The sequence below is a fragment of the Pseudomonas rossensis genome, from assembly GCF_039888995.1.
GTDB classification, from domain to species: Bacteria; Pseudomonadota; Gammaproteobacteria; order Pseudomonadales; family Pseudomonadaceae; genus Aquipseudomonas; species Aquipseudomonas rossensis.
In genome coordinates, this window is sequence record NZ_JBBWCB010000026.1 from 43206 (window position 1) to 55325 (window position 12120).

Below are 12120 nucleotides of genomic sequence, written 5' to 3' on the forward strand. Positions count from 1 at the left end.
ATGTGGTCCCTGAGCGCCTGGCGACGCCGGCGCACCTTGGCCAAACACCCGATTGCCGACGACATGTGGCAGCGGGTGCGTCATCACTTGAGTTTTCTCGATGGCCTCAGCGCCGCTGAAGACCGGTGGCTGCGTGAAGCCAGCGTGCTGTTCCTCCAGGACAAACACCTGACCGCCCTGCCCGGTGTCGAACTCCACCAGGAGCAGCGCCTGCTGCTTGCCGCCCAGGCGCAATTGCCGTTGCTACATCTGGGCGATCTGAACTGGTATCAGGGTTTCCACGAAATCGTCCTCTATCCCGACGACTTTCTCAGCCCCCAGCGCCATCGCGACGCCAGCGGTGTCGAGCACGAATGGGATGGCGAACACAGCGGCGAAGCCTGGCAGCAAGGCCCGATCATCCTCGCGTGGCCCGGCGTGATGGCCAGTGGTGGCTGGGAAGGCTACAACCTGGTGATCCACGAACTCGCGCATAAGCTCGACATGCTCAACGGCGACGCCAACGGCCTGCCGCCACTGCACGCCGACATGCGGGTCAGCGACTGGGCCAAGGTCATGCAAGAGGCCTACGACGACCTTGATCGGCAACTGGACCGCAATCCCGACGCTGACACCGCCATCGACCCGTACGCTGCGGAAAACCCCGCCGAGTTCTTCGCGGTCACCAGCGAATACTTCTTTAGCGCCCCGGATTTGCTGCACGAGGCGTATCCTCAGGTCTATGAACAGTTGAAGCTGTTTTATCGTCAGGACCCTCTGGACCGGCTGCGGCAACTTCTGGCCGAAGACCCGGTCTATCAGGCACGCGACTAAGGTCTCTACGACCCTTGGATCGTGGCATCGGCGGCGGAATATGCCTATAATCGCCGCCACTTTTTGGTCAATCCGGCCAAGTGTTTTTGGTCAACTAACGGGGGCACCGCCCAATGAGCTACAGCAAGATTCCGGCTGGCAAAGACCTGCCGAACGACATCTACGTCGCGATCGAGATTCCGGCCAACCACGCCCCGATCAAATACGAAATCGACAAAGACAGCGATTGCCTGTTCGTTGACCGTTTCATGGCCACCCCGATGTTCTACCCGGCCAACTACGGTTTCATCCCGAACACCCTGGCTGACGACGGTGACCCCCTCGACGTGCTGGTCGTGACCCCTTACCCGGTGGCTCCAGGTTCGGTCATCCGCGCCCGTCCGGTCGGCATCCTGCACATGACCGACGACGGCGGCGGCGATGCCAAAGTCATCGCAGTCCCACACGACAAGCTGTCCCAGCTGTACGTCGACGTGAAGGAATACACCGATCTGCCACCTCTGCTGCTGGAACAGATCAAGCACTTCTTCGAGAACTACAAAGACCTCGAAAAAGGCAAATGGGTGAAGATCGAAGGTTGGGGCGACGCAGAAGCCGCTCGCACCGAGATCATGAAGTCGGTTGCTGCCTATAAAGGCTGATAGCCGCTTCTCACGAACGGCTATAACGAAGAACCCCGGTTGATCCGGGGTTTTTTGTGGGCGTTTGAATATCATGTTCAACAGCACATTTAACTGGCGGGCAAGCCGGTTTTTCTTGTTTAATTTTTACAAAAGACGTCTTACATCAGGACTTAAATTTCACGCCAGATTTGAACGTTTTGTTGAATCAAAGCCTTATGCCGCAAGGCTAGACTCGTGTTTATGAAAAAGAACAAAACCTGCGGCCCACGATTCAGAATGCTCCTGAAAGAGCTACAAATCACGACAACGAGATTTGCCGAATTCCTGGGTATTTCCGACCCTCAAACTGTCCATAACTGGTATACCCGCGGAGTTCCTGACTACCGCATGGAAGATGTCGCCAGAAGACTGTCCGTGAACACTGAATGGCTGAAAACCGGTGATGGACCGCAAGACGCCAGGGCATTGCATCTGATCGACGCATCCGGCAACACCCTCGACGCCCAGTCAATCCGGGGCACCTATCGAGTCATCGACCCAGTCGATATCGAACTACCCTTTTACAAAGAAGCGGCCACCGCCCCCGGCTCCGACAAAACCCATGTCATCAAAGACCCCAGCGAATCGATCCGCCTGCCGCGCAGCGATCTTGACTCCCTGGAAATCAACCACGCCGATGCCATCTGCGCCCGCATGGTTGGCAACAGCATGGCCGAAAAAATTGAAGATGGCTCCATCGTCGCCATCGACCGCGGGCTCACGCAAATTGTCGACGGAGAGATTTACGCAATCGAGCACGACGGCATGTTGCGCATCAAATACCTGAGCCGGGTACCAGGCAATGCAATACGCATGCGCAGCCACAACAGCTCCGAATACCCGGATGAAGTCTTCAGACCTCCGCAAATCGAAGAACAACAAATAAGGGTGCTGGGATGGGTGTTCTGGTGGTCGACCCTGAATAAACGCAGGCCACCCATACCTTTTCTGTAAACACATAACTTTGTAGCAGCTGGCGAAGCCTGCTGCTACAAGGCACGGGATAGCTCTACCCCGCACACCACGCTGGGAATTCTGCAAAAAAATCAGTATGCTGCGCCCCACATTTGCGCATCGACCCGCCTCGCGGCTCAGATCGCACCGACAAGGCAGATGATTTTCTCGCCAAGTCCCACAGCCGGACGCAAGATCCGGGTGTACGTTTTGAAGGCTGGCGCGGTTTACCAAAAATGATCCAAGCCAGTCCCCGAGAAGCCGGCCACAAGCCGGCTTTTTAATGTCTGAAAGAAAGCATGCCTGTCATCTGAAACTCTGAACGAGGGGTTGTCGGGCCAGCGCCGCAATTGCCACCGTAACGACAAACGTCATTACAGGTATTTCACCATGGCTTCCCTCAACATCCGCATCGACGATGATCTGAAGCAGCGTTCATTTGCTGAGCTGGAAAAGCTCGAGGTAACGCCTTACGAACTCCTGCGCCAAACTCTTCAGTACGTCGCCGAACGCGGGAAACTGCCTTTCAAAGCAGCACTAATCAGCGAAGAGGATGAAGCCCTTATCGCCGTGGTCACCGAACGTCTTGCCGCCCCTCAGCGAGTCAAGGTAAGCCTGGATGACCTATACCCTCGAATTTGATCATCCCCCTTTGAAAGAGTGAAACAAGCCAAGCGAAAGATGCGCAGGATCAAATCAATCATCAATGCTGACCTATTCTTGCATTCGGCAACAGAAGCCTAAAAGTAAGCAACGTCCCTTTCTTCTGAAGGAAATATCCTTGAAAGCCCAACCTGCTTGCGCACGATAAATGCGCTGACTAATCTTCGCGCTCCACCGAAAAACCATAAGGGATAAAAGCATGAGCGACACCCCCGCTAGCCTGAGCATGCCCCCCGACGGCTACGGCGATTGGCTGATCGATCTTAAAAGCCGCATCCATAATGCCCAGCAGCGCGCCACTCTGGCGGTGAACCGCGAGCTGGTGCTGCTGTACTGGCAGATCGGTCAGGATATTTTGACCCGCCAAACACAGCAGGGTTGGGGGACTAAGGTCATCGACCGCTTGGCTCAGGATTTACGCGCGGCTTTTCCGGATATGAAAGGGTTTTCCCCACGCAACCTCAAATACATGCGCGCTTTTGCTGGCGCGTGGCCGGACGGGAATTTGTGCAAGAGGTGCTTGCACAATTGCCGTGGTATCACCAGAGAGCGCTTCTGGACAAATTGTCCAGTCCTGAAACCCGCCGCTGGTATGCCGCCCAGGCCATCGAGCACAACTGGTCGCGCAACATCTTGGTAATGCAGATCGAGACCCGTCTGCTGGAGCGCAGCGGCAAGGCCGTCAGCAACTTCGATAGCCAGTTGCCCAAACCGCAATCCGACCTTGCCCGCGAATCACTGAAAGATCCCTACCGTTTCGACTTCCTCGGCTTGACCCTTGATGCTCAGGAGCGCGAGATCGAAAACGCTCTGGTTAAGCATGTCACCGACTTCTTACTGGAACTGGGCGCCGGCTTTGCTTTCGTCGGCCAGCAAGTACTGTTGGATGTAGGCGGTGACGAGTTCTTCATCGATCTGCTGTTTTATCACCTCAAGCTACGCTGCTACGTGGTGATCGAACTCAAGGCTGGCAAGTTCAAACCTGAGCATTTGGGGCAACTGAGTTTTTACCTCACTGCAGTGGATGCGCAACTCAAACATCCGCAGGACGGCCCGACCATCGGCCTTCTACTATGCAAGAGCAAGAACAAGGTAGTGGCCGAATATGCGCTGCGAGATAACGCGCGCCCTATCGGCGTGGCCGAGTACCAGTTGGTGGAATCCTTGCCGGCAGAGCTTCAAACCAGCCTGCCCAGCATCGAACAGATTGAGCGCGAGCTGGCCAGTGATGACGCCTTCATGGAGGACGAATCGCAATAATCGGACAACCAAGGATCGGGGACTGCAGCTACGTAAAAACGCTGCGGTCGCTTTATTTCACGCTCACGGATAACTAAACCCCTTAACCAACGTCAACTCCCCCACCGCCCGCATCGGCACCAGGAACGTCTCCATTTTCTCGTTCGGCGTCCCTTCCTCCGTAATCACCGTCACCTGCGCCGTCGTCAGCGGCTGAACCGCCTCATCCTGCCCCTCATCATCACTCCGATACCCACCCCCAAAGTAGTTCACATACACCAAATACTGTCCCTTGATCGGCGCCGGCATGGCGAAGATTTCCGGGCCGTATCCTGTCGTCACGTCAACATCGAGCGCAGCACCATTGGGAACAACGCGGTCGCCGTACCAGATGTGGGCGCCGTCGGGTGTGATGAGGTGCAAGTCGAGGTCGGTGCCATCACTGTCCCAAGCCAGTAGCACCCGCAACTTGGCTGGAGTGGCCCCGCCGCTGGCGTTCAGGAACTGCGTGCGATGCCGTTGCTGCCCATCGGGACTACGGACTTCGACGCTGTTGCTGCCGTTGGGAAACGAGAACGGGCGATCAAAGCGACCAGCGGGGTCAATCTTCAGTGGCATGCTGACGCCGTTGACGATCAACCGGCCCGGCTCACCAGACTTGGGCGTCGCGTTGATCTGACCGGTGATGCGTGCAGTGTTGGCCTGCCCCACCGGGGTGTTCACCGAGGAGGCCGGGTAGTTAACGATCTGGCGAAAGTTTTCGCCTTCGCCTTCAGGCGCGCCAGTGCGCCAGCCGCCAACGGGTGTATCGAGTTCGGCGGCGAACGTCGTCGGCCATACGCAAAAGGAGCAGAGGAACAGGAAGACCTGTGGATAACGGAGTTTCATGGCCTATTCCAGCAAGAGGTGGCGGGCGAGCCCTTCGACGTAGGTTTCATCCTGGCCGTTGGGGTGTGCTTCGAAGGCCAGGTGCAGGTATTCGTGGGTCAGGTCGAGGCGGTCTTGCAGCGACAACACGCCGCGCACGTAGAGGCGCTGGCGTTCGCGGTCGACATAGGGGCGGCCGAAGGCCAGGTGGCAGACGGCGAAGGTGCTGACTTCGTTGTAGCCAACCTCGCTTTCCAACCGAGGACGCCAGCCTCGGCGTTGGTTCAGCAGCCAGTCTTGCGCGGCGGGGAGCGCTTCGCAGGAAGCGACTGGATTGTCCCAGCGGCTGAGGCTGGCGCGGGGATAGGCGTGGAGCAGGATGGCGTCGTAGCGTTGGCCGGCGTTGGCTTGTTCGACGGCTTGCTGCCAGGAGAGTTTGTCCGGGCCGGGCTCGTCGGAGTGGTAGGTGACAGTGCTGCCGGCGAGGACCAGGTCGCTGGTCCAGGCGGCGATGTTGCGTGATTCGGCGGTGGCTGGACGTGGGGCGACACGTTGCCGGCTGCTGCTGTCGTCGATGCTCAGGCAGTCGCCGTTGCGTGTAGCGTTTTGCAGCAGGTACGTGCGGATGGCGATGGCCAAAGCTTTGGCGGCTTCGGCGGGTTCGGGTCTGGCTTCGCGCTGGAGGACGCGGGCGACGTATTCTTCGCGGTCCAGACGGGCGATCAGTTTGTCTTTCACCAAAAACAGTTCGCCGTCGCTATGGATATCGAGTTGGTTGCCGTTGGTGAATTCGACGCGGTAGTCGCCCTGCAAGGGCCCGGACTCAACAACACGATCCCCCGCCACAACGCGCCCGATGGGATAGCGTGAAAACAGCCCCACCTCGACACAGCGTCCCGCATCCAAAGGCCAATCCACCGGCAACACCGAAGCCAACGCCCCACCGTAGTTACGCAAGACCATTTGACTGGTCCCACGCCCGCCAGCCCAAACCGGCGTGCCATCCACCGTCCACCCGGCAAAACCACCCTGACGCGACGAAGGGTCCTGATCCCCCAACCAGCTCCAGGTTTTCACCCGCAACCGGCCACCGAGTTCGCCCACGACATTGCCGTCAGCCGCATTCAACACCACATCCAGCAACACCCGCCGCGCTTGATCCTGCGCCGGCATCACGGCCAGCATTCGCAGCAACTCAGTCACTGAAACGCGCGTGGAAGGCTGCAACGAAGCCAAGTCCAGCAACCACTCCGGTGCCTGCCGCGCCTGCCAATACGCGCGCCAGTCAGCGCCATCAATGCCCAGCCGCTGCGGTTCAAAGTACAAACCGCACGACTGCACCAAGGCCTGATCGCGCTCAATCTTGCCGCCCGCCGTGCAGCAGTAAACCTCCTCTTTCGACTGACCGCGACATTCGTAAGCCGGCTCATGGGCATTGGTATCCAACAGCCAGCCGTACACAAACAACTTCCACACACTGCCCAGCGGAGTCTGCACATCAGTAGGCAACGGCTCGCGCGCGATCACCTGAGTCCGGCTCAACGACAGCAACTCACCTTTAAAAGCCAGCCGCAGCGGCTCCTCCTGCGCTGTCGTCAGCGCAGGGATCAAGCACAGCAGCCACCAGACCAGAGGTCGGGTCATGTCAGTTGACCGTGACCTGGCCGAGGGCCGGTTTCTGTTCCTGAGCCTGATGCTGCGGCGCGTAAACCTGAGTGAAACGCACCCGCGGCAGGTTGAACTGGCCTTTCTGCGAGAAGCGCACCAAATGACGCAGACGCAACTCGCCACTCAAGGCATCCACCGGAATCGCGTAAGCCATTTGCCCCGGCTCGAAACGCGCCTTCTCCAAAGCGGACGGTTCGGTGCCGGCCTTGCCCATGAGCTTGATGCCCCACGTGGTGCGTTCGACATCGGCACCTGGTGGCAGCGGCACTTCGAGCATGCCGTAGCGCAGCGGTTTGGCGACTTTGCTGGTGATGATCACTTCGTCCAGATACAGGCTGTCGCTGGACAACGGCTTGGTACCGACCGCTTCCAGTTTGAAGGTGAAGGCTTCATCGCCCGGCACCAGACGCGACAGGCGACGGGTGATGGTCACGGCCATCGGATCAACCAGCGGTTGTTTGGTCTGGAAGCTCAACGCCGCTCGCAGCGGACGCTCTTGCGCACCGGTCAGCGACAGCACCGCCGGCACTGGCGAAGCACCCTGCCACGTCCAATAAACCTCACCGGTATCACCGTGTTCTTTCTTCCAGCCCTCACCCGGTGCCAGTAAGAGGGTGGGCGAGGCCTGCTCGATGCTGCGTTGCAACCAGCTCAGCGCCAAAGCACGTTCCAGCGTCGATTGCTGCGGCAACAGTCGTTGCAACAACGCTTGCGCGTGAGCCTGATCGAAGGCTTGCAACGACAAGTTCAAGGCTTCGGCAAACGGCTGCGAACTGACCGTCAATCGTTGTTGCGCGTCTGGCAATTGACGATTGAATGCGTCCGGCAGAGTCACCTTCGATTGCTTCGCCAAAGAGGCCGTCAGCGCACGAGCGGCCGCCACACCCAGCGCCGAATCCGGATCGCTCATGACGATGCTGTCTTCGCCATCGTCCATCAGGTTCGCCGCATTGCCCTCGCCCGCTTTCGACAGATCATCCATCAAACCGCTGAGCAAAGTGTTCACCGGTAATTGCATCTGTTTGGCGAACGACAGGATCAGCGCTCTCTGCAACAGCGGCGTGTTTTTGGCCTGTTTCGAATAGACCTCCAGCACCCGCTGCCAATGCTCCGGCGGCAGACTCAACTCCAGCGCTTTGCTGGCGTGCCAGTCGGCGTAGTAAGCGTAAGCCGTGAGGAACGCATCCGGCTCACCGTCCATGCCCCACCAGGTGAAGCTCGCCGAAGGCCCGGCCATTTGCACCAGGCGCAGACGGCTGTTCTGCATGATCAGGCGCAAGCGATCGCGGATCTGCGGATTCGACGACAAGGTCGGATACGCAATGCTCAGCGGCAGCAAACGACTGGCCGTTTGTTCGACGCCGCCGTACGGATAACTCAACAAATCGTCGAGTGCCGAGCGGAACAGCGCTTGCGGACTGTCGTCCAAACGCAGGCGAATATCCGTGGCATCTGCCGGCAGAGTCAGCGGCGTATCACCGCTGGCAACGTCCAGGCTTTGGCTCTGAGTCACCTGCCAACCTTCGCCGGTCGCGGTCAGCCGCACAGTCAACGCATCAGCCGCTTTGCCGTCCTGCACCAGCTCAGCTGTCCACTCGCCACTGGCCAGCGCAAACGCCGGCAGCGCGATGTAGTTGATGCCGCTATTCAGCGTCACGGGGACGCGTTGTTCGGTACCGCCGAAATGAATCACCAACTCAGCCTTGGCCGGTTTTTCCGCTTGGCTGAAAGCAAACACACCGAGATCCGGTTTGTCGCCAGCGCGGAACTTGGTGGGTCCGCTCCACTTCAGGTACAGCGGTTTTTCCGAGCGTACGAATTGCTTTTTCTGCCCGACCTGACCGTCATCGGCGATGGCCCGGGCGGTGATGCGCCAGCGGGTCAGCGAGTCCGGCATCTTGAAGGTGAAACGGGTTTTGCCGTTGGCGTCGGTGATCAATTCCGGCTGCCACGCGGCAGTGTCGACGTCTTCACGACGCGGCCGCTCCAGCACTTTCACGCCTCGCTCGCTGCGATTGGCTTTGCCCGGCGCGCCTGGGCTGCCCGGCAATGCCACGTCGTAGCTGATGAACGACAGACTGGCGCTGGTGCGCACGTTGTTGCGACGCGGGTGGTAGAAAAACTGGTCGATGGTCGGCGCGACTTCCGGTTGCAGCGCGTAGACCATTTCGTCCACCACGCTGACCGTCAGGTGCGCTGGAACAGGCTTGCCAGCGAACTGCGTGGTCAAGTCCACCGACACGGTATCGCCCGGCTGATACGACTCTTTGTCGGTGGCAATCGCCACGTCGATCTGCGGCGCGATCACCTTGATGCCGGCGTTCTGGAAGCTGTACTGACCACCCTTGGTGTAGAGCACGGAGAAGGTCAGGTTCGGCGCAAAATTGTCCTTTACCAGGATCCGTGCGCGGTATTGGGTCTCGCTGAGTTTTTCCATCTTCAGCCAGTCGCCGCCCTTGGACAGCAGCGCTGTGGCCTCAACCTTGTCGCGCTCCAGCGACAGCAGTGCGTCGATGATCGGCTCAGGGAACGTGATCAATGCGAGGGCTTCGTCGCCGGCCTTGTACTCGGGTTTATCGAGGACGATTTCCACCGTGCCCGGCACGGCTTTGACGCCGTCGCCAGTGACCGAATGACCGGTGGCACCCACCACGCGGCCATGGTCATCCTTCAACGTCAGGTTGTAAGTACCCGGACGGTCGAAGGCCAAGGTGAAGCCTTTGTCTTTCGCGGCGAGTTTGCCCTCGCCGGTGGTCTGGTCTTCCAGGCGCACCCAGCTATAACTGCTCGGCGTGACCCCTTTGCTTTGCTCGCTGCCGCCTTCATTCAAATAACTGAACGCAACCTTGTCACCCACCGCGCTAAAGCGCTGAGGCGCGCGCAGGCTGAAACTCGCCGCGCCGCGGTCGATGAGGATTTCCTTGGTGGTCTTGACCCGATACGCCGCGCCGTCGCTGGCAAACACGGTGAGCATGTAACGGCTCGGCTTCTCGGCAGCTGGCAGATCCAGCGTCGCGTTGCCCTTGGAGTCGGTGGTCAGTTCGGTGCTGGTCAGCTCCACCGGGAATTGCCCGAGGTATTGCAGCTCGTTGTCGACCATCGACAGTTGTTGGGCCCGCAGGCTCAGGGTCAACTTGGCGTTGGCCACCGGTTTGCCGTCCGGGTACAGCAGCACGAGGCTGCCCTTCACGGGTTCGCCGGTGCGGTAATCCTGCTTGGCCAGGTTCAGGGAAATCTCGAAGTGCGGCTTGATGTACTCGGCGACACGGAAGGCGCTGCTGTAGGTCTGATCCTTGTAGCTGAAACGCAGCTCATAACCGCCCGCGACCGCGTTGTCCGGCAACTGAAAGCGGCCTTGAGTGCCAGCCTTGGAATCGAGTTTCAGCGCCAGCGATTGCAGCGCCGTGCCAGTGGCATCGAGCACGGTCACGTTGACGTCGGCAGCGGTCGGCAGCACAGAGTCGCGGGCGTTCTTGAACTCGCGCCCGACGATCTTCAGCGACACCCAATCCCCCGGCCGGTACAGCGGCCGGTCGGTGAAGGCATAGAGTTTGGTGTCGTAGATTTCGCTGTCGTAATAGAAGTTCTCGGAGACAAACACCCCGCCCTCTTCGTCCTCGCCAATCACGAACGAACGCTCCGGGCTGACGTGTTTCAGACGCAGCAAACCATCGGCATCGGTGGCGCCACTGCTCATCACGCCGAGGCCATCGGTCCACAGCACATTCACCTTCGGCACCGAACTGCCTTCGTGTTTGCGCGCGGCCCACACCAGCAATTCATCACCGGCAATCTTGCTCACGGCTACGGTGTTGGAGACGAAGACCATGGTGGTCGCACGGTACTTACCGATCAGCGCTTCCACCAGGTACAGACCAGGTTTCAGATTGCCCAACGGGATGTACACGTTGCCCGGTGCGACACTGACGAACTCACTGGAAGATCCGGCCAGGTTCACGCCTTCCGGTGGCTGGATCGGTTTGGCTTGCCACAGCGGATAACGGAATTGACTGACCACCGGCAAGCCCGGAATCAGCGCGAATTGAGGTTGAGCGTCATAGGGCGTTGGCGCGGCCATCGCGGTGCCCATCTTCAGCTCTGGCACTTCCTCGGTGACTTGTTTACGCGATTCGTAGGAGAACGCCCGCTGCATCACCCGACGGGATTTGCGGTACCAGTTGTCCCACAGGTACGCGAGGGTGTTCGACAGGCCTTCGCCCTTGAACTGGCCGTCGCTGACCACGCGGTGCAGGTTCTTCTGGCGCTTGAGGAAATCCAGTGGCTTGTCGATGCGGTACACGCGAATGTCCGCGCCGCCGTAAGGCTCCATGCGGAACCGACGGTAGTCGCGACCCGGCGCTTCGAGGCGAACCATCGCCTGTTCGTCGCTGGCAAAACTGCTGTCGGCCAGCAGGAAAAAGCTTTCACCGGCCACTGGCGTATAGCCGCTCGGCTCGACGGTGTCTTCGGCGTGGACCGCCGAAAAAGGCAGCACTAAGACCAACAGCAGAGGCAGAAAACGCAACATGCGGGCACCGATCATTGGGAGAGAAAGTTCAGTCGATAGACGCCGATGAAGTTGGGGTTGGCTGCGTCGGGTATCCATCGGGTGTCCTTCCATGTCATGAGTTGCTGCAGGCTTGCGGAGCGCATGCCGTTGTCAGTCGGGGTGGTGGTGCCGGTGTGATAGGCGATGTAGCGGCCCATCCAGATCATCAGGTGCTGGTCGTCGCCCTGATCGAAAAACATCAGGTCGCCGGGCCGGGCTTGCGCTAAATCGCGGCCGACCAAATGGCTGTTGAACTGAATCAGTTTGATCGCGTTGACGTACGGCCCAACCTTGCCACCACCCTGCTGCCATTGCTGGGCGAGGCCGCGCTGGGCCTCGCTCAGTTGCAGCTCTGGCGGCAGGTAACGGTTGGACAGGCCATTGCTGCGCAGCCATTTATCGTCATGAACTTTCAGCGCTTCGTTGGCGGCGAAACGGACCAGGCCCGCGCAGTCCTGCTGATACCAGCGCGGGCTTGGGCCTTGGGTCAGTTGTTCCTGGGCGATGCGCACGAACCAGGCACGGAATACCTGGGATTGCTGCACGTCCAGCGGCGGCGCGTCAGTGGCAAATGCCCGGGTCCCCAGCAGCAACGCCAGCAGGCCGAGGCCTCGGATGAGTGCTGTCACAGGGCTTTCCATTCCAGCGGCAGCCATTGCCAGTGGCCGTCGGGTTCGCTGCCTTCCGGCAAGGTCAGGGCGTACT

9 protein-coding genes and 1 pseudogene are annotated in these 12120 nt (G+C 59.5%); 6 read left to right on the top strand and 4 right to left on the bottom strand.

The window, feature by feature from the left end:
• The 6 genes and pseudogenes from WLY71_RS09935 to WLY71_RS31710 all read left to right on the top strand — a co-directional run bounded on the left by WLY71_RS09935 (position 1) and on the right by WLY71_RS31710 (position 4352).
• Complete coding sequence (locus tag WLY71_RS09935; protein ID WP_347803416.1) at positions 1 to 813, top strand: M90 family metallopeptidase; 813 nt, start codon at positions 1 to 3, stop codon at positions 811 to 813.
• Between the two features lie 113 nt (positions 814 to 926).
• On the top strand, positions 927 to 1454 hold the full coding sequence (gene ppa, locus WLY71_RS09940; RefSeq protein ID WP_028620880.1) for an inorganic diphosphatase: 528 nt from the start codon (positions 927 to 929) through the stop codon (positions 1452 to 1454).
• Positions 1455 to 1676: 222 nt separating this feature from the next.
• The gene (locus WLY71_RS09945) at positions 1677 to 2429 is read left to right on the top strand and encodes a S24 family peptidase (RefSeq protein WP_347803417.1); all 753 of its coding nucleotides are present in this window, start codon (positions 1677 to 1679) and stop codon (positions 2427 to 2429) included.
• Between the two features lie 390 nt (positions 2430 to 2819).
• On the top strand, positions 2820 to 3071 hold the full coding sequence (locus tag WLY71_RS09950) for a type II toxin-antitoxin system RelB/DinJ family antitoxin (RefSeq protein WP_347803418.1): 252 nt from the start codon (positions 2820 to 2822) through the stop codon (positions 3069 to 3071).
• A gap of 247 nt (positions 3072 to 3318) precedes the next feature.
• Positions 3319 to 3701: pseudogene (locus WLY71_RS31705) on the top strand (DUF1016 N-terminal domain-containing protein); the annotation flags it as partial.
• Positions 3702 to 3731: 30 nt separating this feature from the next.
• Positions 3732 to 4352 (top strand): PDDEXK nuclease domain-containing protein, encoded by a 621-nt coding sequence (locus WLY71_RS31710; RefSeq protein WP_489685666.1) that lies wholly within the window; start codon positions 3732 to 3734, stop codon positions 4350 to 4352.
• Between the two features lie 63 nt (positions 4353 to 4415).
• On the opposite strand, the gene WLY71_RS09960 is transcribed toward WLY71_RS31710, so the two are convergent.
• The 4 genes from WLY71_RS09960 to WLY71_RS09975 are packed head-to-tail and all read right to left on the bottom strand — an operon-like array spanning position 4416 to position 12056.
• Entirely contained in the window at positions 4416 to 5219 is an 804-nt protein-coding gene (locus WLY71_RS09960) for a YfaP family protein (RefSeq protein ID WP_347803419.1), read from the bottom strand.
• Positions 5220 to 5222: 3 nt separating this feature from the next.
• Positions 5223 to 6842: a DUF2300 domain-containing protein gene (locus tag WLY71_RS09965; RefSeq protein ID WP_347803420.1), complete on the bottom strand. Its 1620-nt coding sequence runs from the start codon at positions 6840 to 6842 to the stop codon at positions 5223 to 5225.
• A 1-nt stretch (position 6843) separates the two neighbouring features.
• Positions 6844 to 11409 (bottom strand): alpha-2-macroglobulin family protein, encoded by a 4566-nt coding sequence (locus tag WLY71_RS09970; protein WP_347803421.1) that lies wholly within the window; start codon positions 11407 to 11409, stop codon positions 6844 to 6846.
• On the bottom strand, positions 11406 to 12056 hold the full coding sequence (locus WLY71_RS09975; protein WP_347803422.1) for a DUF1175 domain-containing protein: 651 nt from the start codon (positions 12054 to 12056) through the stop codon (positions 11406 to 11408). Before WLY71_RS09975 ends, WLY71_RS09970 begins: the two co-directional genes overlap by 4 nt.
• Between the last annotated feature and the right edge of the window lie 64 nt (positions 12057 to 12120).